The 22,849-nt window shown below is 66.1% G+C and carries 22 protein-coding genes; 10 read left to right on the forward strand and 12 right to left on the reverse strand.

What is annotated here, in order from left to right; genetic code table 11:
- Positions 1-345: 345 nt before the first annotated feature.
- Genes ACEN9Q_RS20920 through ACEN9Q_RS20935 form a run of 4 tightly spaced genes read right to left on the reverse strand, consistent with a single transcriptional unit; the run spans position 346 to position 2,817 of the window.
- A complete protein-coding gene (locus ACEN9Q_RS20920) occupies positions 346-492 on the reverse strand; it encodes a hypothetical protein (RefSeq protein WP_200958406.1) in 147 nt (48 codons plus the stop codon).
- Positions 489-1,469 (reverse strand): quinone oxidoreductase family protein, encoded by a 981-nt coding sequence (locus ACEN9Q_RS20925; protein ID WP_495625904.1) that lies wholly within the window; start codon positions 1,467-1,469, stop codon positions 489-491. The genes ACEN9Q_RS20920 and ACEN9Q_RS20925 overlap by 4 nt, the downstream gene beginning before the upstream one ends.
- 19 nt (positions 1,470-1,488) lie before the next feature.
- Positions 1,489-1,869 carry a methylglyoxal synthase gene (locus tag ACEN9Q_RS20930; protein WP_056449761.1) on the reverse strand — a complete coding sequence of 127 codons (381 nt, stop codon included), beginning with the start codon at positions 1,867-1,869 and terminating at the stop codon, positions 1,489-1,491.
- Positions 1,870-1,890: 21 nt separating this feature from the next.
- A complete protein-coding gene (locus ACEN9Q_RS20935; RefSeq protein ID WP_056449764.1) occupies positions 1,891-2,817 on the reverse strand; it encodes a DMT family transporter in 927 nt (308 codons plus the stop codon).
- 181 nt (positions 2,818-2,998) lie between these two features.
- Here ACEN9Q_RS20935 and ACEN9Q_RS20940 point away from each other — a divergent pair, with 181 nt between their 5' ends.
- The 3 genes from ACEN9Q_RS20940 to purD all read left to right on the forward strand — a co-directional run bounded on the left by ACEN9Q_RS20940 (position 2,999) and on the right by purD (position 5,938).
- Entirely contained in the window at positions 2,999-3,778 is a 780-nt protein-coding gene (locus ACEN9Q_RS20940) for a DUF2182 domain-containing protein (RefSeq protein WP_495625905.1), read from the forward strand.
- Between the two features lie 103 nt (positions 3,779-3,881).
- The gene (locus ACEN9Q_RS20945) at positions 3,882-4,607 is read left to right on the forward strand and encodes a YebC/PmpR family DNA-binding transcriptional regulator (protein ID WP_056449768.1); all 726 of its coding nucleotides are present in this window, start codon (positions 3,882-3,884) and stop codon (positions 4,605-4,607) included.
- Between the two features lie 59 nt (positions 4,608-4,666).
- Complete coding sequence (gene purD / locus ACEN9Q_RS20950; RefSeq protein ID WP_495625906.1) at positions 4,667-5,938, forward strand: phosphoribosylamine--glycine ligase; 1,272 nt, start codon at positions 4,667-4,669, stop codon at positions 5,936-5,938.
- A 322-nt stretch (positions 5,939-6,260) separates the two neighbouring features.
- Here the strand turns inward: purD and ACEN9Q_RS20955 are convergent, their stop codons facing one another.
- The 3 genes from ACEN9Q_RS20955 to ACEN9Q_RS20965 form a co-directional block, all read right to left on the reverse strand.
- Positions 6,261-6,554: a GIY-YIG nuclease family protein gene (locus ACEN9Q_RS20955; RefSeq protein ID WP_056449772.1), complete on the reverse strand. Its 294-nt coding sequence runs from the start codon at positions 6,552-6,554 to the stop codon at positions 6,261-6,263.
- A gap of 139 nt (positions 6,555-6,693) precedes the next feature.
- Positions 6,694-7,275 carry a hypothetical protein gene (locus tag ACEN9Q_RS20960; RefSeq protein ID WP_495625907.1) on the reverse strand — a complete coding sequence of 194 codons (582 nt, stop codon included), beginning with the start codon at positions 7,273-7,275 and terminating at the stop codon, positions 6,694-6,696.
- A 63-nt stretch (positions 7,276-7,338) separates the two neighbouring features.
- The gene (locus ACEN9Q_RS20965) at positions 7,339-9,705 is read right to left on the reverse strand and encodes a dockerin (RefSeq protein WP_495625908.1); all 2,367 of its coding nucleotides are present in this window, start codon (positions 9,703-9,705) and stop codon (positions 7,339-7,341) included.
- Between the two features lie 548 nt (positions 9,706-10,253).
- Between ACEN9Q_RS20965 and hemF the strand changes: the two genes are divergently transcribed.
- From hemF to rng, 6 genes are all read left to right on the forward strand, one after another.
- On the forward strand, positions 10,254-11,165 hold the full coding sequence (gene hemF / locus ACEN9Q_RS20970) for an oxygen-dependent coproporphyrinogen oxidase (RefSeq protein WP_495625909.1): 912 nt from the start codon (positions 10,254-10,256) through the stop codon (positions 11,163-11,165).
- Positions 11,162-11,833 carry a nicotinate-nucleotide adenylyltransferase gene (locus ACEN9Q_RS20975; protein WP_495625910.1) on the forward strand — a complete coding sequence of 224 codons (672 nt, stop codon included), beginning with the start codon at positions 11,162-11,164 and terminating at the stop codon, positions 11,831-11,833. Before hemF ends, ACEN9Q_RS20975 begins: the two co-directional genes overlap by 4 nt.
- Positions 11,833-12,519 carry a ribosome silencing factor gene (gene rsfS / locus ACEN9Q_RS20980; protein ID WP_056449782.1) on the forward strand — a complete coding sequence of 229 codons (687 nt, stop codon included), beginning with the start codon at positions 11,833-11,835 and terminating at the stop codon, positions 12,517-12,519. The genes ACEN9Q_RS20975 and rsfS overlap by 1 nt, the downstream gene beginning before the upstream one ends.
- A gap of 6 nt (positions 12,520-12,525) precedes the next feature.
- A complete protein-coding gene (rlmH, locus tag ACEN9Q_RS20985) occupies positions 12,526-12,996 on the forward strand; it encodes a 23S rRNA (pseudouridine(1915)-N(3))-methyltransferase RlmH (RefSeq protein WP_056449784.1) in 471 nt (156 codons plus the stop codon).
- Positions 12,997-13,000: 4 nt separating this feature from the next.
- Entirely contained in the window at positions 13,001-13,621 is a 621-nt protein-coding gene (locus ACEN9Q_RS20990) for a Maf family protein (protein WP_495625911.1), read from the forward strand.
- Positions 13,622-13,687: 66 nt separating this feature from the next.
- A complete protein-coding gene (gene rng, locus ACEN9Q_RS20995) occupies positions 13,688-15,172 on the forward strand; it encodes a ribonuclease G (RefSeq protein ID WP_495625912.1) in 1,485 nt (494 codons plus the stop codon).
- 16 nt (positions 15,173-15,188) lie between these two features.
- Here the strand turns inward: rng and ACEN9Q_RS21000 are convergent, their stop codons facing one another.
- Positions 15,189-16,658 carry a sensor domain-containing diguanylate cyclase gene (locus tag ACEN9Q_RS21000; RefSeq protein ID WP_056449790.1) on the reverse strand — a complete coding sequence of 490 codons (1,470 nt, stop codon included), beginning with the start codon at positions 16,656-16,658 and terminating at the stop codon, positions 15,189-15,191.
- 2 nt (positions 16,659-16,660) lie between these two features.
- A complete protein-coding gene (locus ACEN9Q_RS21005) occupies positions 16,661-18,754 on the reverse strand; it encodes a sensor histidine kinase (protein ID WP_495625913.1) in 2,094 nt (697 codons plus the stop codon).
- Between the two features lie 566 nt (positions 18,755-19,320).
- Between ACEN9Q_RS21005 and ACEN9Q_RS21010 the strand changes: the two genes are divergently transcribed.
- Positions 19,321-20,424, forward strand: coding sequence for a glycosyltransferase family 9 protein (locus tag ACEN9Q_RS21010; RefSeq protein ID WP_495625914.1), 1,104 nt, complete (start codon positions 19,321-19,323; stop codon positions 20,422-20,424).
- Positions 20,425-20,573: 149 nt separating this feature from the next.
- Here the strand turns inward: ACEN9Q_RS21010 and ACEN9Q_RS21015 are convergent, their stop codons facing one another.
- The 3 genes from ACEN9Q_RS21015 to ACEN9Q_RS21025 are packed head-to-tail and all read right to left on the reverse strand — an operon-like array spanning position 20,574 to position 22,846.
- Positions 20,574-21,356, reverse strand: a complete 783-nt coding sequence (locus ACEN9Q_RS21015; protein ID WP_495628976.1) for an ABC transporter substrate-binding protein — start codon at positions 21,354-21,356, stop codon at positions 20,574-20,576.
- A gap of 51 nt (positions 21,357-21,407) precedes the next feature.
- On the reverse strand, positions 21,408-22,139 hold the full coding sequence (locus tag ACEN9Q_RS21020; RefSeq protein WP_082548358.1) for an energy-coupling factor ABC transporter ATP-binding protein: 732 nt from the start codon (positions 22,137-22,139) through the stop codon (positions 21,408-21,410).
- Positions 22,136-22,846, reverse strand: coding sequence for an ABC transporter permease (locus tag ACEN9Q_RS21025; protein WP_495625915.1), 711 nt, complete (start codon positions 22,844-22,846; stop codon positions 22,136-22,138). The genes ACEN9Q_RS21020 and ACEN9Q_RS21025 overlap by 4 nt, the downstream gene beginning before the upstream one ends.
- Positions 22,847-22,849: the final 3 nt, after the last annotated feature.

Consider the following 22,849-nt stretch of genomic DNA (forward strand, 5'->3'; position numbering starts at 1 on the left):
ACCGTCGCCCCTGCGCAGGCAGGGGCCCAATTTTTACGTGTCTCGACAACGCCAGCAAACTTGGGTCCCCGCCTTCGCGGGGACGACGTTAACGGTTGAGTTCGCGCACCGTCGCCCCTGCGCAGGCAGGGGCCCAATTTTTACGTGTCTCGACAACGCCAGCAAACTTGGGTCCCCGCCTTCGCGGGGACGACGTTAACGGTTGAGTTCGCGCACCGTCGCCCCTGCGCAGGCAGGGGCCCAATTTTTACGTGTCTCGACAGCGCCAGCAAACTTGGGTCCCCGCCTCCGCGGGGACGACGTTTTCAGGCGTAGGGTGGGTGGACACCCCGTGTCCACCACCGTTCAACCGAGGTACGCTTCCGACAGGAACGTGATCCCCACGATCAGCAACACGGCCAGCATCAGCACCACCAGCAACCGCCCGAACCGCGGCGCCGTCGCCGGCTGCGGATCGATCGGTGGTTCATTGTCGTCGCTAAATTCTCTCATGGCAGCAGGATCGTTTTGCCCGTCGTGCGGCGTCCTTCGAGGGCGACGTGGGCCCGGGCCGCGTCGGCGAGTGGGAAGCGCTGGTGGATCTCGATGCTCACCTGCCCGCTCGACACCATCCGGAACAGGTCGGCCGCCATCGACTCCCGCTGCGCCCGCGTGGCCGCATACGATTGCAGCGTGGGCCGCGTGATGTACAGCGAGCCGCGCGACGCCAGTTCGTTCAGCGCGAACGGCGGCACCGGCCCCGACGAATTGCCGAAGCTGACCATCAGCCCGCGCGGCCGCAGGCAGTCCAGCGAGCGCGTGAACATGTCCTTGCCGACGGAATCGTAGACGACCGGCACCTTGGCCCCATTCGTGATCTCAAGTACGCGCTGCACGACGTCCTCGGTGTTGTAGTTGATGACGTGGGCGGCGCCATGCTGCTTTGCCAGCGCCGTTTTCTCGTTGGACCCCGCCGTGCCGATGAGGTTCACGCCCAGCGCGCGTGCCCATTGACAGGCGATCAGTCCGACGCCGCCGGCCGCGGCATGGAACAGGACCGTCTCGCCCGCCTGCACGGCATAGGTCTGCTTGAGGAGGTATTGCACGGTCAGGCCCTGCAGCAGCATCGCGGCGCCCGTCTCGAACGAGATGTCGTCCGGCAGGTGCACGAGGACGTCGGCCGGCATCACGCGCAGCTGGCTGTAGGCGCCGTTCGGGCGCGCCGCATAGGCCACGCGGTCGCCCGGCCTGACGTGCGTGACGCCCTCGCCCACCGCCTCGACGACGCCGGCCGCTTCCTGGCCGAGGCCGCCAGGCAGGTCGAGCGGGTACAGGCCCGTGCGGAAATACGTGTCGATGAAGTTCACGCCGATCGCGTGGTTGCGCACGCGCGCCTCGCCCGGGCCGGGATCGCCGACCTCGACGTCGACGTACTCCAGTACCTCGGGCCCGCCCGTGCGTGCGAAGCGGATCGCTTTTGCCGTCGTCATGGCCGGTCTCCCGTCGATATCAGTTCGGCGTCGCCTGCAGCTGCGACAGCACGAGGTGGGCGCTCGCGACATTGGTCGCGCACGGGATGTTGTGCACGTCGCAGGCGCGCACGAGCGCATTGATGTCCGGCTCGTGCGGCTGCGGGGTCATCGGGTCGCGCAGGAAGATCACGCAGTCGATCTCGCCGTTCACCAGATGGGCGCCGATCTGCAGGTCGCCGCCGACCGGACCGGAATGCATGCGCGTCACGTCCAGGCCCAGTTCATTGATCAGGCGTCCGCCCGTGGTGCCGGTCGCCGACAGCGTGCAGCCGCGCAGGAAGTCGACGTACTCGGCGGCGAGCGCGATCATGTCGTCTTTTTTCTTGTCGTGGGCGATCAGGGCGATGCGAGGTTTCATGTTCCGTTCCGTTTCGGTTTGTCAGGATTGTTTTTTCAGCGACAGCAGATAGATCCCGGCCAGCACCAGGCCCGTTCCGGCCAGTTGCACGGTCGTGATCGCCTCCCCCAGCATGGCCCAGCCCAGGAACAGCGTCGACACCGGGCCGATCATGCCGGCCTGGGATGCCGTCGTCGCGCCGATGCGCTGGACCGCGGCCATCGTCATGAAGACAGGGAAGATGGTACAGAATATCCCATTCACGAGCGAGAGCCCGTAAACCGGCAGCGGCTGCACGAGCAGGCTCGCGGGGCGCAGCACGAAGAACTGGGCGATGCAGGCCACGCTCGAGACGCACATCGCGTATGCCACCAGGCGCAGCGAGCCGATGCGGCGCACCATCTCGCCGGTGCCCAGCAGATAGGTCGCGTAGCAGACCGCCGAGCCCAGCACGAACAGCGATCCGGTCACGGTATTGCCCGCGCCGCCTTGCAGGTCGTGCGCGAACACGAGCACGATGCCGCAGTACGACAGGCCGAGCGCGACCCATTGCGCACGGGCGATGCGGCGCTTGAGGCCCAGCGCCGTGATCAGGAGGACGAAGGTCGGCGTGAGGAACAGGATCAGGCGCTCCAGGCCCACCGAGATGTATTGCAGGCCGAGGAAATCCAGGTAGCTCGACAGGTAGTAGCCGACCAGCCCCAGCCCGACGAGACGCCAGCGGTCGCGCACGGCGAGCGGCGGCTCGGTCCGCATCTTCCACACGGCGACGGCCGCGAACACCGGAAACGAGAACAGCATCCTGAACGCGATCAATGTAACGGCATCGATGTGGTAGCGGTACAGCAGTTTGGCGACGATCGCCTTCGTGGAAAACAGGACGGCGCCGCCGATGGCGATCGCCAGGCCGCCCAGCACGGCCGGGCGTGGGTGCGACGCAACGGAAATGTCAACAGCAGATTTACTCATCCGACGATTGTACGGGGAATCCGCATTGTCGGCTGAGGACGCCTCCGAACCCGGCCAGTGGGGCACGGTCCAACTGCCATCATCGCTCAACCGCCGACCGGAGGATGTCCATGGCACACCATTGCACCCATCCACCCTGCCTTGTCCGCGCGACCGCGCAACCGGCCGGAGCCGGCAAGCGATGAGCCGCGCCAGCGGCGTCGGCCGCCCCGGTGCCGACCGCACCGTCGTCCTCGCCCTGCTGGCGCTGCTCGCGGCGCTGTGCTGGGCCTGTCTGCTGTTCCTGATCTTCCGGGCCGGCCGCCTGTCGCCGCCGGGTGCGGGCACCGGCGGCCACATCCTGGCCACCCCGTACCACACGGCCGAACTCGCGCGCCTGCTGGCGTTATGGATCGTCGTCATCGCCGCGATGATGCTGCCGGCCGCGGCGCCGTCCGTGCTGCTGTACACGCGCGTCAAGCGGCTCGTGCGCGAGCGCTGGGTCTATCCCTCCACCTTCCTGTTCATGCTGGGCTACCTGTTCGCCTGGACCTGTTGCGCCCTCGCCGCCACGTTGGCCGACTGGCAGCTGCACGACGCCGGCGCGCTCGACGAGACGATGGGCATCGCGCACCCGACCGTCGGCGCCCTGGCCCTCGTCGCGGCCGGCGTCTACCAGTGGACGCCCGCCAAGCACGTCTGCCTGGACAACTGCCGCGCGCCGCTGGCGTTCGTCCTCACGCACTGGCGCCGCGGCACGTGGGGCGCGTTCCGGATGGGCGTCACGGATGCCCGCTACTGCACGGGCTGCTGCTGGCTGCTGCTGGCGCTCGTGCTGCCGGCCGGCGTGCTGAACCTGCCCGTGATCGCCGGCCTGATCGCGCTGATCCTCGCCGAAAAACTGCTGCCCGGCGGCCACGTGGTGGCGTGCGCGACGGGGCTCGGGCTGGTCGGGCTGGGCACCGCATTGTTGTTTCCCTGACAGTTTTTAGACGGGGTGCCTATGCTAAAATGTCGAGGATTATCATACCCGGGGCCTCGATCATTGCAATCCAGCGAGGTCCTCTGCCTAAGGAAGACTCGACATGGCTGGACACAGCAAATGGGCCAACATCAAGCATAAGAAAGCCGCGACGGACGCGAAGCGCGGCAAGATCTGGACCCGACTGATCAAGGAAATCACCGTTGCCGCCCGCATGGGTGGCGGCGACGTTACGACCAATCCGCGCCTGCGCCTCGCCGTCGAGAAGGCGGCCGACGCGAACATGCCGAAGGATAACGTCAACCGCGCCGTGCAGCGCGGCTCGGGCGGCCTGGAAGGCGTCAACTACGAAGAAATCCGCTACGAGGGCTATGGCATCGGCGGCGCTGCCATTATCGTCGACTGCATGACCGACAACCGCGTGCGCACCGTGGCCGAAGTCCGCCACGCGTTCAGCAAGTTCGGCGGCAATATGGGCACCGAAGGTTCCGTCTCGTTCATGTTCAAGCACGTGGGCCAGTTCCTGTTCGCCCCGGGCGTCGAAGAAGACAAGCTGATGGAAGCCGCGCTGGAAGCGGGCGCCGACGACGTGATCCCGGACGACGAAGGCGGCTTCGAAGTGCTGTGCGATCCGAACGGCTTTGCCGGCGTCAAGGAAGCGCTGGAAGCGGCCGGCTTCAAGGCCGATTCCGCCGAAGTCATCATGAAACCGGACACCGAGACGGTGTTCACCGGCGAAGACGCGCTCAAGATGCAGAAGCTGCTCGACGCCCTGGAAAACCTGGACGACGTGCAGGAAGTCTATACGAACGCGGTCATTGAAGAATAAGCCTCATTCATAAGCCTCATTCAAGTACAAGCACAGGCATCGCCTGGCGAAAGCAATCCATGAAAATCCTGGTAGTCGGCTCTGGCGGCCGTGAACATGCCCTGGCCTGGAAACTGGCCCAATCCGAACGTGTCCAGATGGTCTATGTCGCACCGGGCAACGGCGGCACAGCGCGCGATGCGCGCCTGGTCAACATCGACATCACCGATCCGGCCGCGCTGGCCGACTTCGTCGTCGCTGAAAACGTCAACCTGACGCTCGTCGGGCCGGAACAGCCGCTGGCGGCCGGCATCGTCAACCTGTTCCGCGCGCGCGGCCTGAAAGTCTTCGGCCCGACCCGCGAAGCGGCCCAGCTTGAAAGCTCGAAGGACTTCGCCAAGGCCTTCATGCACCGCCACGGCATCCCGACGGCGCAGTACCAGACCTTCACCGACGTCCAGCAGGCCCACGCCTACATCGATGCCCAGGGCGCGCCCATCGTCATCAAGGCCGACGGCCTGGCCGCCGGCAAGGGCGTCGTCGTCGCCATGACCCTGGAAGAAGCGCACCAGGCTGCCGACGACATGTTGTCGGGCAACCGCTTCGGCGATGCCGGCGCGCGCATCGTGATCGAGGAGTTCCTGGCCGGCGAAGAGGCGAGCTTCATCGTCATGTGCGACGGCAAGAACGTCGTCGCCCTGGCCACGTCGCAAGACCACAAGCGCCTCAAGGACCACGACCAGGGTCCGAACACGGGCGGCATGGGCGCGTACTCCCCGGCGCCCGTCGTCACGCCGTCGATCCACGCGCGCGTGATGCGCGAGATCATCAACCCGACCATCCAGGGCATGGCCAAGGACGGCATCCCGTACAGCGGCTTCCTGTACGCGGGCCTGATGATCGATGCGGCCGGCGTTCCCAAGGTCATCGAATTCAACTGCCGCATGGGCGATCCGGAAACGCAGCCCATCATGACGCGCCTGAAGAGCGACTTCGTGACGGTGCTGGAACATGCCTGCAACAGCACGCTGGACAAGGTCGAACTGGAGTGGGACCGCCGCACCGCGGTGGGCGTCGTGATGGCGGCGGCCGGCTATCCGGACGCTCCGGCCAAGGACGACATCATCGACGGCATCCCCGCGGAAACGCCGGAATGCGTCACCTTCCACGCCGGCACGCAACTGGTCGGCGGCACGCTGCAGACGTCGGGCGGCCGCGTGCTGTGCGTCGTCGGCCTGGGCGACAGCGTCAAGATGGCGCAGAAGCAGGCGTACGAGACGGTCGAGAAGATCCACTTCAACGGCGCACAGTACCGGCGCGACATCGGCTGGCGCGGGATCAAGCAGGCGTAAGCGCTGCTTTTGGTTGCTGCGAAGCGGGATACGGCGAGAGCGGTGTCCCGCTTTCTCTTTGGCCGCTTCGGGTACGACTTCGGTAAGGAAATTGGGTCCCTGCCTGCGCAGGGACGACGGTTTTTAGGCCAACACAACAAGCACGTCGTCCCCGCGCAAGCGGAACCCCGAGTTCAAACGTCATCCCCGCGCAGGCGGGCCCCCAAGTTCAAACGTCGTCCCCGCGCAGGCGGGGACCCAAGTTCAAGCGCATCGTCCTCGCGCAAGCGGAACCCCAAGTTCAAGCGTCGTCCCCGCGCAGGCGGGGACCCAAGTTACGCACCTACCGACAAATTTCATCATAGAGATCACGCCAATCGGCGTTCATACTCTGGATGAGATTAACCTTCCAGTCCCGCCGCCATTTCTTGATCCGCTTTTCACGTGTGATGGCCTGCGTGATGTCGGCATGTACCTCGTACCAGACGAGGCGTTTCGTACCGGCGTCTTTTGTGAACCCGCTTACGAATCCTTCGCGATGTTGCCAGACACGTTTGATCAGATCGGAGGTAACGCCGACGTATAACGTACCGTATGGCTTGCTAGCCAGGATGTAGACGTAGCTCGACTTGTCCATATTCGAGTCCTCGGTTCCGAAAATGGCATGGTCGGGCCGAGGACTCGATAGGCTGCTGAGAAGTCGCAAGAAGATCGACTTCGGAAGCCAGGCTTGGGTTCCCGCCTTCGCGGGAACGACGGTTTATGACGGCAACGATTCAACCGCGACGACGGCGCGCCAGCCCGCCGGCCGCCAGGCCGCCCAGCATCAGCGCCAGCGTGCCCGGCAGCGGTACCGCGCTGGCGGCCGCTTCCACGTCGACGTTGTCGATCTGGTTGAAGGCGCCGGAGCTCAGGCGCAGTGCCGTGATGCCGGTCAGCGCCGTGGTCCACGTGCCCGCGTCCTGGATCGAGCCGACCCAGGTGCCGTCGGCCGACACCTCGCTCGCGTCCGTGTAGTAATCGAAGCCTTTCAGGTCGAACTTGCCGCCGCCCACGCGGCTCAGGGTCACGAACGAGCCCGCACCGTTTTCCATGCCGTCGTGCCAGTTATAGGTCTGCGGCTCGTACGTGCCGTCGCCGATGTGCGCTGCGCCGGCGTCCGCATTGGGCGCGTTCAGGGTCACCTGGAAGCCCGATTCCACATAGGTCAGATTCAGGCCGCTATAGGTCATACTGTCGGCCAGCGCGAAGCCGTCGCCGTACATCATCTCGGTCAGGCCGTCGAAGTTCAGGACGGTCGCGCTGGCGCTGCCTGCCGCCACCAGGGCGACGGCGGCGAGGATGGTTTTGAATTTCATGTCAATCTCCGAAAATAATCTTGATCGATGCAGCCGGCGCCCGTGCAGGCGCCGGCATGGCCATCAATAGCTGAACACGACACCGCGGCCAGCGCCGGCGGCGAACACGCGTCCGGGCACCGTCTGGTCGGCCGCCAGGTTGCTGATGCCTGCGTACTGGTGCTTGTCGTCGTTGATCCGGCGCCAGGTCGCGGCACCATTGTCGGAGCGGTACACACCCCACACGTTATTGATCACACCGACGATGTAGATGGAGGACGAGTACGTCGCGCCGGCCGGCGCCTTGCCGAGTGCGATGGAAGTCGCACCGTACACTTCCGGATACATCCACGTCGGATTGGCACCCCAGTCCGGCGCCGTGGCGTTTACCTTGGTCCAGGTCACGCCCGAGTCCGTCGAGTGCAGGACGCTGAAGCCGTCAGCCAGCCAGACATCGCCTTCCGCGTTCGGATTGACCGCGACCGACGTGTGGCCGAAGTCCGCCACCAGCGCGCCCGCGCTCACGAACGTCGTGCTCTCGCTGAACGTGTGGCCGCCGTCCGTCGAATACCAGAAGTGGGCCGTGTCCGACCACTGGTTCCACCAGGCGCCGCCCGAGTTGTAGGCATAGACCTTGTTCGGGTTCTTGCGGTCGGCGACGATCCGGTAGGCGCGGTTGACGCCCACGGAAGGCAGCGCCGGCAGGTTCGTGTACGTCCAGGTCGCGCCGTTGTCGGTCGTGTAGGCCGGTACTGCGCCCGACGGTGCCCAGATGATGTTGCCCGGCTTGGTGACGGCGATCGTTTCCTCGTTGCTCTGGTTCGCCATCGCATCCGGATGCTTGCTGGCGAACGCCGTCCAGGTCACGCCGGAGTCGGTCGAGTACGCGCCGCGGGGGTTATTCTGGACCCAGCCGCCACTGCCGACTGCCGCGATATAGGCCGGATTCGACCAGGCCATGTCGGTGGCGTGGCCGTTGCCGAACCAGCCGACCGGGCCGCGCGTCGGTTTCTTCAGGAGCTCGGTCTGCACGTGCGTGCCGATGTCGCCGGAGCTTCTCAGCAGCGCGTAGCTGGCGCCCTTGGGGGGCGTCGTCAGGCTGATCGTCGCGGTTTCCTCGAGGCCGGTCACGTCCAGGTTCCAGTTGGGCGTGGCTGCCGACGCGCTCTTCGTGTCCCAGATCCCGCCGCCGAACACGTGCAGGATGTGGTCGGGGTTGCTCGGATCGATCTCGACGTCGTCGACCCAGCCCGAGAAGTCCACGTCGGACGGCGTATGCGGGGTCATCGACGCGATCTCGCGCCACGTCTGGCCGGCGTCGTCGGACACCTGCACGACCGGCTGGCCCTGCCAGTTGCCCCAGGAGTTCGAAACGCCCAGTGCAATGCGCGTCGTCGGGCCGGAACCGGACACGGACAGGCCGCCCATGCCGAAGTTCACCCATTGCTCCGTATCGTAGCTCTTCAGCAGTGTCCAGTTGGTGCCGTCGAACTTGTACAACCTGCACGGACCGCCGGCGCCCGGGCCCATTTCCTTGGTGAACGCGACGTAGACAATGCCGTCCTTGGCGCGGACCATGTGCGGGATGTAGAAGCCGGTCACCGGGGTCGTCACGCCCGCCCAGGTCGCGCCGCCGTCGGTGGACTTGTACAGGTTGTAATTCAGGCCGGCCGCATTGGCGTAATCCGGCGCCACGGACGTGTAGATGGTCTGCGTGGCCGTGCCCGTGCCCGTGGTCGACGTGTCGAACAGCACACCCTCGATGCCGCCCAGGGTGCGTCCGGGCAAGCTGCCGATCTGGTCGCCGGGGTACTGGAACGACGTCAGGGACGTCACCTGGTTCCAGGTCTGGCCGTAGTCCGTGCTCTTCCACAGGCCCGACGTGCGCGAACCGTAGTACAGGACCGACGGTTTGTTCGGATCGACCATCAGCCGCTCGCCGATGGCACGGCCCGGATCGTTGGAACCGGCGCGGAACGGCAAATCAACATGCGTCCAGTTGTCGCCGCGGTCCGTGGAAATGTACAGGCGGGCATTGGTGCCGGACCAATCGTACATGCCCGTGACCAGGTAGACGCGCTTGTCGTCGTTCGGGTCCAGGGCGACGCTTTCGGCGCCGTTGAAGAATTCTTCGCGGATGCCGAAGCCGTCCGTGATGGAGGTCCAGGACGAGGTCGCCGCATCCCAGCGATAGGTGCCGCCCATGTCGGTACGCGCATACAGGACGTTCGGGCTGGTCGGGTGGAAGATCAGGCCTGTCACGTAGCCGCTGCCGCCGTATTTGACGCTCTGCCACCGGTTACCCGTCGTCGCGACATCGGCGCCGCCGCCGGACGCGCTGCCGACCATGGCGGCAAGGGAGGGCGACTGCGACGACGGGCTGCTGCCGCCGCCGCACGCTGCCACCAACCCGGCCAGGGCGCAGGCAAGCGCAAGGGATTGCTTCTTCATGCTTGGACTCCAAGAAAATTGATGAATCGTGGTTGCCGGTAAGGCGGACGAGCCGCCGGATCGACGCGCCCCGGCCGGCCCGGCGCGCGTTTGTTGCAATGCACCAACTCACCGGCACGGCCGAACTCGGCCTGCCCGTACGCTGGTGCGTTTAATCAGAAGGAAGAAAAATGGCGGCATACCCGCCATGGCGCGGGCGCGCTACGGTCGTGGCCGAGGGGTGGATGTTTGCTTCAAGGCGGTCTCCGGTTTTATCGTATGTCTTCTTTCCAGCACGCGTCGACGACGGCCACGCTGGATATGAAATCGTTTTCTTGAGACCTAGAGTATTGACAAAAGGTATGCATTTCTTGCACTTCCAGCTATAAAAGCTTGAAATGTGCAGAAAGTTGAAGAGATTGAGGCAGAATTTATAGTGACGCCCAGGGCCGTCGCCGGGCAATGTGATAGAGGTTTCCGAGAAGAAACTAACACCGCCGGCAGTTGCTGCCACGATCCCCCGCATCAGTGTACAATCCCCCGTTCATTTTTTTCTCACCCATTCCCACATGTCCACCCCGAATCCCGCCGCCGTCAAGGCCTGGCTGCTCGACCTGCAGGCGCGCATCGTGCAAGCGCTGGAAGGCGTCGACGGCAAGCCCTTCCTGCGCGACACGTGGGAACGGCCCGAAGGCGGCGGCGGCATCTCGCGCCTCATCGAGGAAGGCAATGTGATCGAACGGGGCGGCGTGAATTTCTCGCACGTGCGCGGCACGAGCCTGCCGCCGTCGGCGATGGCCGCGCGGCCGGAACTCGCGGGCCGCGCATGGGAAGCGATGGGCGTGTCGCTCGTGATCCATCCGCGCAATCCATATGCACCCACCGTGCATATGAACGTGCGGTTTTTCGAAGCGACGGCCGAAGGCAAGGACCCCGTCTGGTGGTTCGGCGGCGGCATGGATCTCACGCCCTGTTACGGCTTCGAGGCCGATGCGCGCCACTTCCATCAGGTCTGCCACGACGCGCTCGTGCCGTTCGGCGACGACCTGCATCCGCGCTTCAAGCGCTGGTGCGACGACTATTTCTACCTGAAGCACCGCAAGGAAGCGCGCGGCGTCGGCGGCATCTTCTTCGACGATTTCAACGAACTCGGATTCGACACGTCGTACGCCATGGTGCAGGGCGTCGGCAACGGCTTCCTCGACGCCTACCTGCCGATCCTGCAGCGCCGCAAGGACCAGCCCTACGGCGAACGCGAACGCGATTTCCAGGCCTACCGGCGCGGGCGCTACGTCGAATTCAACCTCGTCTGGGACCGCGGCACGCTGTTCGGCCTGCAGTCGGGCGGGCGCACGGAAGCGATCCTGATGTCGATGCCGCCGATCGTCAAATGGCGCTACGACTGGCATCCCGAACCGGGCAGCCCGGAAGCGCAACTGTATTCGGACTTCCTTCCCCACCGGGACTGGCTGGCTTCGTGACGACGTGTGCGAATTCCTGTGTAGCACTGCTGGGAGGTAGTTTCGATCCGCCGCATCACGGCCACGTCGCGCTGGCCGAACTGTTCGCGCGCCTGCTCCGTCCGGACGAGCTGCGCGTGCTGCCGGCCGGCCACCCGTGGCAAAAGAGGACCGGCCTGGAAGCGGGCGACGCCGAGCGCGTGGCGATGCTCGAACTGGCGTTCGCGGGCAGCAGCGCGCCCGTGACGATCGATACCCGCGAAATCGCCCGCCACGGCGCGACGTACACGGTCGAAACGCTGCGCGAAGTGCGCGCGGAACTGGGTCCAAGCGTCTCCATCGTGTTCGTGATGGGCGCGGACCAGCTGCAAAAACTGGACACCTGGCGCGACTGGCAGGACCTGTTCGCGCTGGCGAATTTTGGCGTCGCCGCCCGCCCCGGCTACGGGCTCGACGATGCCGCGCTGCCGCCCGCCGTGGCGGCGGAACTGGCACACCGGCGCGCGTCGTTCGACGATGTGCGCGCGAGCCCGGCGGGCAAAGTCTGCCTGGCGCACACGCTGGCCGTCGACATCTCGGCCACCCAGGTGCGCGCTGCGCTGCACGCGCAACCCCGTACTGACATAAGCGCGCTGGTTGCGCCGCAAGTGCTAGACTATATTCAACAACATAACTTATACAAAAGCTAATGGATATCAAGAAACTGCAAACGCTCGTCGTCGACGCCCTCGAAGACGTCAAGGGCCAGGAAATCGTCCTGTTCGACACGACGCACCTGACCAGCCTGTTCGACCGCATCGCGGTCGTGTCGGGCACGTCGAATCGCCAGACCAAGGCGCTGGCCGCCTCGGTGCGCGACAAGGTCAAGGACGCAGGCGGCGACGTGATCGGCATGGAAGGCGAAGACACGGGCGAATGGGTCCTCGTCGACCTGGGCGACATGATCGTGCACATCATGCAGCCGGCCATCCGCCAGTACTACCGCCTGGAAGAAATCTGGGGCGACAAGCCGGTGAAGCTGGGCGCCGCCAAGCGCAAGTCGACGACGGAAGGCCTGGACGCGGCCGCACCGAAAGCGAAGTCGAAGCACCTCGCCGCCAACCAGGAACAGGAAGATGCGAAGCCGGTGCGCGAGCGCAAGCCGGCGGCCAAGAAATCGGCCGACGCCAAGCCGGCCGCCAAGAAACCGGCCGCCAAGAAGATCCCGACCGGCGCCACCGTGAAGGTTGCCGTGTCCAAGACCGCCGCCGCGGACGCGAAGGCCGCCAAGGCCGCCAAGGCTGCCGCCGCACCGAAGCGCGCCACCAAGGCCGCGGCCGAGGGCGCCGCACCGGCCAAGAAAGTCATCCGCCGCATCAAAAAAGCTGACGAATAAGCTGCAATGCAGTTGATCATCGCCGCCGTCGGCCACAAGATGCCGGCCTGGATCGAGACCGGCTTCGCGGAATACGTCAAACGCATGCCGCCGGAACTGCGCATCGTGCTCAAGGAAATCAAGCCGGTGGAACGTTCCGGCAGCAAGACGGCGGCCACCGCGATGGCGCTCGAGCGCGAGCGCATCGAGGCCGTGCTGCCCAAGGGCGCGCGCATCGTCGCCCTCGACGAACGCGGCAAGGATCTGACCAGTGTCGGCCTGTCGCAGCAGCTGGAGGCCTGGCAGCAGGACGGGCGCGATTGCGTCTTCCTGATCGGCGGGGCCGACGGCCTCGATCCGGAACTCAAGGCGCGGGCCGATGGCCTGATCCGCATCTCCAGCATGACACTGCCGCACGGTATCGTGCGCGTGATGCTCGCGGAACAGTTATATCGTGCCTGGACGATTACCCAGAACCATCCCTACCATCGAGTGTGACCCGATGAAACCGCTCGACAAGAAAATCTACCTCGCCTCGAAGAGCCCGCGCCGCCGCGAACTGCTGCGCCAGGTCGGCATCGACTTCGACATCCTCAGCCTCCGCTCCGACCCGGCCCGCGGCATCGACGTCAGCGAAGACACGTTCGCGGACGAGCCCGCGCTCGACTACGTGGCGCGGGTGGCGCGCGAAAAAGGCGCGTTCGCGTGGAACGTGCTGCACCTGCGCCGCATGCCGCTGCGCCCCGTGCTGTCGGCCGACACGACCGTCACCATCGACGGCGAGATCCTCGGCAAGCCGGCCAACCACAAGGAAGCCGTCGCCATGCTCGAACGCCTGTCGGGCCGCACGCACCAGGTGCTGACGTCCGTCGCGCTGCACTACACGGACGTGTTCGAGCAGGTGACGCAGGTGTCGGACGTGCGTTTCGCGAAGCTCACCCCGGCCGCGATCCAGGCGTATTGCGCCACGCCCGAACCCTACGACAAGGCCGGTGCCTACGGCATCCAGGGCCTCGCCGCCCTGTTCATCGAGCATATCGAGGGCAGCCATTCCGGCATCATGGGGTTGCCGGTGTTCGAGACCGCGCAGTTATTGCAGAAAGCGGGCGTCTGCATTCTGTAGGGCGGGCACGGAGTGCCCACCCTGCGTGTATGATGTGATCCTGGACAACAATTAAAACCTGGTCACATGACTGAAGACATCCTGATCAATATCAACCCGCAAGAAACACGGGTCGCGCTGGTGGTACAGGGTGCCGTTCAGGAGCTGCACATCGAGCGCACGCTCACCCGTGGCCTGGCGGGCAATGTCTATCTCGGCAAGGTCGTGCGCGTGCTGCCGGGGATGCAGTCGGCCTTCATCGACATCGGCCTGGAACGCGCCGCGTTCCTGCACGTGGCCGACATCTGGGAAGCCAAGCCGCACGACGGCAGCAATGGCGCCAGCAACAGTAGCAACAGCGCACCGACCCCCATCGAGAAAATCCTGTTCGACGGCCAGGTGCTGACCGTGCAGGTGATCAAGGACCCGATCGGCACCAAGGGCGCGCGCCTGTCCACGCAGATCTCGATCGCCGGCCGCATGCTCGTCTATCTCCCGCAGGACAAGCACATCGGCATCTCGCAGAAGATCGAGAAGGAATCCGAGCGCGAAGCCCTGCGCGCGCGCCTCGCCGGCCTGCTGCCGCCGGACGAGAGCGGCGGCTACATCGTGCGCACGCAGGCCGAGGATGCGTCCGACGCCGACCTCGCCGCCGACATCGACTACCTGCGCAAGACGTGGGGCGCGATCACGAAAGGCGCGCGCACGCGTCCCGCGACGAGCCTCTTGTACCAGGACCTGAGCCTGGCCCAGCGCGTGCTGCGCGACTTCGTCCACGACGAGACGGCCGCGATCCTCGTCGACTCGCGCGAGAACTACCTGAAACTCGTCGAATTCGCCCAGGTGTACACGCCAAGCGTCTTGTCGCGCCTGCAGCACTACACGGGCGAGCGCCCGCTGTTCGACCTGTACGGCGTCGAGGAAGAGATCCTGCGCGCGCTGGGCCGGCGCGTCGACCTCAAGTCGGGCGGCTACCTGATCGTCGACCAGACCGAGGCCATGACGACGATCGACGTCAACACGGGCGGCTTCGTCGGCGGGCGCAATTTCGCCGACACGATCTTCAAGACGAACCTGGAAGCGGCGCATGCCATCGCGCGCCAGCTGCGGCTGCGCAACCTGGGCGGCATCATCATCCTCGACTTCATCGACATGGAGAACAACGAGCACCGCAACGCCGTGCTGGCGGAGCTCAAGAAAACGCTGTCGCGCGACCGCACCAAGGTGTCCGTGAGCGGGTTCTCGGCACTGGGCCTGGTCGAGATGACGCGCAAGCGCACGCGCGAATCGCTGGCCCACATCCTGTGCGAGCCCTGCCCCGCCTGCGCCGGCAAGGGGCAGGTGAAGACCAGCCGGACGATCTGCTACGAAATCCTGCGCGAACTGCTGCGCGAGGCCAAGCAGTTCAACCCGCGCGAGTTCCGCATCGTCGCCTCGCAGGAAGTGGTCGACATGTTCCTCGAGGAGGAATCGCAGCACCTGGCCATGCTCGGCGACTTCATCGGCAAGAAGATCTCGCTGCAGGTCGAGCGGGGCTATCATCAGGAGCAGTACGACGTCATCCTGATGTAAGAGAACAAGCTTTCAATCAATGACTTAAATCCAGCCAGGGGCACTCGCCCGCCGCGTGCAGCCGTCCGCGGCCGCCGCGCTTGGCCTCGTACAGGGCGCGGTCGGCTGCTGCCAGCAGCTCGTCGTAGACCCGCTCGAAGTACTGGCGCGGCGGCGCGGACGCGCTGCGCAAGGTTTCCGGCACTGGCAGCAGGGTCGCCATGCCGACGCTGCCGCGCACTGGCAGGCTTCGGCCCTGCCACTCGATGCCCGTGTCCTGCAGCAGGTCGAGCAGGCGTGCGGCGACTTGGGCTGCACCAATCTCGCCCGTATTCGGCAGGACGACGATGAACTCGTCACCGCCGTAGCGGCCCGCCATGTCGCCTTCGCGCACGATGGCGCGCAGCAGGCGGCCCATGGCGACCAGCGCCTGGTCGCCGGCCAGGTGGCCGCTGTCGTCGTTGATGCGCTTCAGGCCGTCCATATCCACCATCAGGAGCGTCAGCGGGCCGCCGTGGCGGCAAGCCTTGCGGATCTCGACGATCGTCCACTGTTCCACGAAGCGGCGCAAGTGCACGCCCGTGAGCGGGTCGACGGTGGCCATTTTGAACAATTGCGCGTTGCGGATTGCCACCGCGGCCTGGTTGGCGAACACGGACACCAGTTCCAGGTCCTGGTTGTCGACGATCGGCTTGTCGAGGTAGATCACGCCGATCGCCTGATCGGCCACGCACAGGGGCACGACGGTGGCGTCGGTGCCGACCTGTGGGCGGCGGCTTCGCGTGGCCTGGTCCAGCGCCCGCGCCAGGAGGCCATCGAGCTCCTGCTCGTTCAACCCGCCGGCCCCCGCGTAACGGCCGGTCGCCGCGTACACGGTGGGACCGGCATCGTCCTCGAACACGGCGAGGAAGCAGGACGGCGCGACGCCGGGATCGTCGGTGTGGTGCTCCCGGCTGGCGACGCATGAATTAGCGACGCCGAACAGGCCGGTGACCTGGAAGATGATGTCCTGCAGCAGGTTTTCCAGCGGCTGCAGCCGGTGCAGCCCGGGCGTCGCGTCGAGGATGTAGCGCAGGCCCACGCGGCTCTTGTGCAGCAGCCGGGCCGAATGGGCCGCTTTCAGTCCCACGTCCACCCACATCAGCAGCTTGTCGGGCCCCTCGCTCTTATCGTGGTAGCCCTGGATGTCGAGGCGCCTGAGGAGCGCGCGCGGCGGCTGCTCGGACGCGTAGCCGGTCTGCAGGATCACTTGCAGCATCGGGTTCGTCTTGCGCAGTTCGCCCACCACTTCCTCGCCGGTCATGCCGTGCATGTAGAAATCGAGCAGCAGCAGGTCGACGTGGACGCTGGCCAGCAACGCCAAGGCCTCCTCGCCGTCGCGGGCGGTCAGCACACGGTGGCCTTCACGTTCGAGCAGCTTGCGGATGGCGTCGAGGTAGGTCTGGTCGTCATCGGTGAGGAGGATGACCCAATCGGTGCGGGTGGCGTGGCGGGTTTTGCGGACCATGGTCACGGATCCTTTCCGGGATGGGGGAAATGCAGGGTGATGCGGGTACCGACGCCGAGCGTGCTGGCGACGTCGATACTGCCGCCGAATTGCGCGACGACGATGTCGTGCACGATCGCCAGGCCCAGACCCGTGCCCTGGCCGAACGGCTTCGTGGTAAACATCGGCTCGAAGATGCGGCGCAGGTCGGCCGGCGCGATGCCGGCGCCGTCGTCCAGTACGGCGAGTTCGATGCCGGCCCTTGACTCGGCCGCGCGGACGATGATCGACTGGGCGCCTGCGTCGACGGCGTTGGTCAGCAGGTTGGTGACCATCTGGCCCAGCCCGGCGGGCGTGCCCGTCACCTCCAGCGAGGGGACGGGCGCATCCAGGCGCACGGTGCAGCGTTGGCGCTTGAACTGGTGGTCGAGCAGCAGGATGCTTTCTTCGAGCGCCGGCACGACGGCGAAACGCACACGCTCCTCGTTGCCCTGGTCGCGCGTGTGGTGCTTGATGCTACGGACGAACGCAGCGGCGCGCTGGGCCGAAAGCGTGGCCTGGGTGGCGCACTGGCGCATCTCGGCGACGATCTGGCGATGGTCTTCCTCCGTGACTTCGGCGTCGCCCGCCGACTCGGCGTATTCGGTGACGAGCGCGTCCAGCTCTCCCAGTGCGGCCCGGATGGTCGCCAGCGGTGTGTTCATCTCGTGTGCGATGCCGGCGGTCAGGCGGCCAAGGGCCGCCATCTTCTCGGCGATCAAGAGTTTGTCCTGGTTTTCCTTGAGCGCCTGGTGCGCCGCTTCCAGTTCCTGCTGGCGCCGCGCCAGCGCCTGCTCGGCCAGTTCGCGCTCGGTCACGTCGAGCGCGATGCCGATCATGTGCGACGGCTGGCCGTTCGGGTCGAGCAGCGGGATCTTGCGGGTCAGGACGTAGCGCACGTCGCCGCCGGCGCGCCGGACGGCGGTCACGGGCTGGTCGACGATCGTGCCGGACGCCAGCGTCTCGTGGTCGCTCAGCGTGTCCAGGTCGGCCGCCTCGGGCGGATCGACGTCGTGGACGGTGCGGCCCAGGATCCGTTCGCGCGGTATGCCCAGCCAGCGCGCGCGCTCGCGGTTCACGAATTCGAAGCGCAGGCCCGGCAAGCGCTTCACGAACAGCATGGCCGGCATGTTTTCGACCACGGCGTCGAGGAAGGCGGCCGCCTGGCGGGCCGCGCGCGCCTGGTTGACGGTTTCTTCCAGCGTGGCGACCAGCCAGGTGGCGTGCGCGATCTGGAAAGCGTCGACATTGCCGGCGTCGACCATCCCGGCGTGGAGGAGCATCCTGCCGCCGGGGGCGGCGTCCAGCGTGGCCAGCAGCGCGTCGAGCCAGACGCCCGGATCGAAAAACAATGACAGGGCGAGCCGGCCCTCGCGCAGGGCGCGCAGGCTGTCCGGCGCGGCACCGAAACCGGCCACTGCCAGCCTGGGCGCCCGTGGTCCCGCAGCCGCCAGGGCGTCCAGCACGCCCAGCGCCAGTACGTCCTCCACTGCCAGCACCACGTCGCCGTCGCCCAGCCGGCCTTCCGCGAGCAGCGCGGCCGCCTGCGCCTGGGCGTGCACGCGCATGGCGTCCGGCGCGCTGCTGGTGCAGGGGACGGCGATCGTCAGGTGCGTGACCTCGGGTGCGCGGGCGCGCAGCGCGGCGGCATCCACGCGCGCGTGCGGCGTTTCGCCCAGCAGCAGGGCGCGCACGGGGCGTCCCCTGGCCAGCAGCGAGGTCGCGCGGGCCAGTCCCTCCCCGTGGTCGGCCCGGACCTGCGCGTGGACCACCCGGGGCGGCACCCCGGCCAGGTCACCCAGCAGCAGCACCCGTGCGCCTGCCGCGTGCAGGCGTTCGACATGGGGCACCAGGGCGGGCAGGTCGCGTTCCAGCGGACGCAGTACGAGCACGTCGCCGGCGCCCAGCTCCAGCGCGGCCAGCACGTCGCACTGGTGGGTGGTCGAGCGGACTGGCACGTCCTCGAGCCGGAACCCCGCCTCCGTCACGCGTACGCGCGCCTGGACACGGAAGCGGGTCCAGTAGAACGACAGGTCAAGGTCCGGCAGGCACAGGACGAAACGCGTTACGGCTGGCATCGAGACAGATGTTTGGAGACGGTGGAGACCCTTGAGCCATTTTACGCACGAACAAAATTATCTGTGAGAAAAAGCAAGATCGTTGTGGTTTTCATGCGCCCGGACGCGGGAGGCGTCGCGGCCCGGTACGCGTTCATGAAGACGGTGCGGCTCGAATGATGGGACGTCGATGTACCGATAACGATAAAATCGATTACTCCTGATTTCGACGGCATTAAATGCTGCTGGATAATTGAAAAATGTTACGACGTCATCCTGATGTGGCACCTCGATGTTAATTTAATACGCCAGTTTCGCCGCTTGCCCAGCAGGGACTTGTCATCGTGTTCAATAGCTGTTGCTCACATAGGACAATGCGTCTAAATATATAACCGGGGGCAACGCAGTGTCCCAGTTTGGACTACAATTCGAGACAATTTGTTGAAGATTTCGAGAGTTGGCGGTCGTGCGCATCCCTACCACGCTACGGGTACGCAGCCAGCCGACCGGTTAGCGCTGCTGATCGCAGACCCTGATACACCGCTGGCGGCGTCGGACAATAACTGGCAGGCGACCCGTAAGAGACAATGAACGTACCCCTCATTCCTTCCGATCTGCTGAAGAAATCGGACAAGATCCTGTTCATCGCCCACCTGGCGTTGGGCGATTACACGTATTTGCAGAACTGCTTCCAGGCATTCGCGCGCGCCTACCCGCACCTGAAAATGCACCTGTGGGTGGACGAGGTCCGGCGCACGAGCGACGCGTCGCAGTGGCCACACCTCAAGAAGAACGTCCTGTACGACTGGCTCGACGCCTGCGACTTCATCGAGAAGGTCTACAACCAGAACTACTCGCCCGAGCTGTTCCGGGCCTCCATCCGCGACGCGCAGCAGGAGCACTACCCGATCGTCGTCTCGCTGGGCACCTTGCGTCCCCATTTTTATGCCGACCTCGCGCGCGAGATCAGCCCGGACGGTTTCGTGTTCGGCCTCAAGAAGCCGCTCGGCCTGCTGGGCATGCATCACTGGTTCAGCTTCCGCAAGCTGGACGCCAGCCTCGATCCGGACGTGGCCGACCGCACGAGCGCCCCGCACATCAGCGACGTGCATGCCGAATGGTTCCGCCAGCTGGCCGCCGTCGACATCCCGCCGGCCGAGCGCATCCCGTTCGTGCACATCCCCGACCAATTCGTCGAGGGCGCGAAGGCGCGCCTGCACGAATGGGGCTTCGACGGGCGCCAGGGCAAGCTCGTGTTCATCAACCCGTTCGCCAAGACGCGCAAGCGCTGCTGGCCCGTCGAGCGCGTGGCCGAACTGATCACGACGATGCGCGCGCAGCCGGAATGGCGCGACGCCTGCTTCATCGTCAACGCGGTGCCGCAGGAAGTCGACAACGTGAAAGCCATGCTGGTGCGCCGCCAGCTGGACCGCACGGAGCTGTTCAGCGCCAACGAAAACTTCTTCCAGCTGCCGGCGATGCTGGCGCAGTGCGACCTGATCGTGTCGGTGGAAACGGCCGTCATGCACCTGGCGAACGCCGTCGGCGTGCCAGTGGTCGCGCTGATGCGCCAGAAGACGCCGGAATGGGCGCCGGTCGACAAGGCCAACAGCACCGTCGTCACGGCGGATCAGCGGCGCGACTGGGTCAAGGCGATTCCGGTGGATGCGGTGATGCACGCGCTGGCGTAGCGTCAAGCTGGTTGAGTCAACGGGGGCCGCGGTTGCGGCCCTTTGCTTTTTGCGGCTCGACGAACTTGGACCCCTGCCTTCGCAGGGGCGACGTGCAAACGGTGCCGGTAACGCAAGCACGTCGTCCCCGCGCAGGCGGGGACCCAAGTTCACTTCGCCGACGGGAAAAACAACTGCTCCCCTTCCGGCTTGAACGACGCGATTTTCGCCTGCCCCTCCGGCGCCGTGATCCATTCGATCAACGCCGTCGCGCCCTTGTAATTGATGCCCTTGTGCTTCGCCGGATTGACGGCGATGATCCCGTATGGATTGAACATCCGCTTGTCGCCCTCGACGAGGATGGCCAGGCCGGTCTTGGCCTTGTACGCGCCATACGTCGCGCGGTCCGTCAGCGTGTAGGCTTTCAACTCGGCCGCCATGTTCAGCACCTCGCCCATGCCCAGGCCGGCCGACACGTAGTTGGCGCCCACCGGCCTGGTGCCGGCCTGCCGCCAGTAGGCCTTCTCCATCACGTCCGTGCCGGAATTGTCGCCGCGCGAAATGAACTTCACGTTCGCGGCCGCGATCTTCCTGAACGCGGCGATCACGTCATGGCTTCCCCTCACGCCGGCCGGATCGGCGGTCGGCCCCGCGACGATGAAGTCGTTGTACATCACGTCGTGGCGATCGATGCCCCACCCCTCCGCCACGAATTTGTCTTCCAGCTTGCGCGCGTGGACGAGCGTGACGTCGACGTCGCCGTTCTTGCCCAGTTCCAGCGCCTTGCCGGTGCCGACCGAGATCACGTTGACCTTGAGGCCCGACTTCGCTTCGAAGGCCGGCAGCAGATAGCCCAGCAGGCCCGAGTTCTCGGTGCTCGTGGTGGTGGACAGGCGCAGGACGCGGTCGGACTGCGCGTGCGCGCACGGCGCGACGGTCAGGCAGGCGGTCATGCAGGCGATGAGGCCGAGGATGGAACGGCGTGGCATGGAGTCTCCTTCGTATCAGCGGTATTCGAGGTGCCCGTCGCGCAGCTTCAGCCGCTGCACGCCGTGCAGGTTGATCAGGTCGCGGTCGTGGCAGGCGATGACGATGCTGCTGCCCGCTTCGACCATCGTCGGGATCAGGGCGATCACCTGTTCGCGCGCGGCGCCGTCCAGGTTGGACGTCGGCTCGTCCAGCAGCAGCAGGCGCGGTTGCAGCACCTTCGCACGGGCCAGCGCCACGCGCTGTTTTTCGCCGCCCGACAGCTTGGTCGGGTCGGTATCGCGCAGGTGCGCCACGCCGGCCCAGGCCATCGCCTCGTCGACGACGGGCCGCACGGCGGCGGCAGGTTCGCCGCGCAGGACGAGGCCGTAGCCGATGTTGGCGGCGACGCTCGTCGAAAACAGGATCGGATGCTGGTGCACGTAGACGATGGCCCGGCGCAGCGCGCGCGGGTACGGGTGCACGCGCAGCACGTCCTCGCCGGCGAAGCGCAGGCTGTCGATCTCGGCCCGTTCCAGGCCGCCCAGCACGCGCAGCAGCGTGCTCTTGCCGGCGCCGTTCATCCCCGTCAGCACGTAGGCGCTGTGCGTCGCGATCTCGAGCACGTCGATGTCGAACAGCAGCCGGTCGCCGTGGCGCTTGCGCAGGCCGCGCACACCCAGCAGGGCCTTGCGGCGCTCGTCGCGCTGCGGCGCGTTGGCGTTCTCGTGGACGGCCGCCGCGATCTGCGCGTGGATGCCGATGCTCATGCGCGCTCCCGCACCGTGTGGGCGTCGCCCTGCAGCAGCATCAGCGCGCCGTTCATCAGCAGCGCGATCGAGACCAGCACGATGCCGAGCGCGATCCCCTGCGCGAACTCGCCCTTGCTCGTCTCCAGCGCGATCGCGGTCGTGATCGTGCGCGTCTCGCCTTCGATGTTCCCGCCCACCATCAGCGCGCACCCGACTTCCGAAATCACCCGGCCGAAGCCGGACAGCACGGCCGCCATCACGCCAAAGCGCGCCTCGTGCAGCACGCGCACCATCACCTGCAGCGGCGACGCGCCCAGCGCGATCGCGGTCTCGGCGTAGCGCGGATCGAGTCCCTGCACGGCGGCCAGCGTGAACGCGAGCAGCACGGGCAGCGCGACGATGCACTGGCCGAACACGATGCCCGGCTGCGAGAACAGCCATTGCAGGCCGCCCAGCGGCCCGTGGCGCGACAGCAGCAGGTACAGCACGAGGCCGATCAGGACGGTCGGCAGCGACAGCGCCGCCTGCGCCAGCCAGATGACGATGCGCCGTCCGGTAAAGCGCCGCATGGCGACGACGTAGCCGATCAGGATGGCCGGCGGCGCGGCCAGCAGCAGGCCGACGAGGCTCGTCTTGAGCGACACCCAGACGATGCGCCAGAGGTCCGCGTCGCCCGTGAACAGCAGCGCAAAGGCGCGCAGGACGGCATCCTCGATGTCGTTCATGGG

This window comes from Massilia sp. Masssp93 (genome assembly GCF_059491295.1).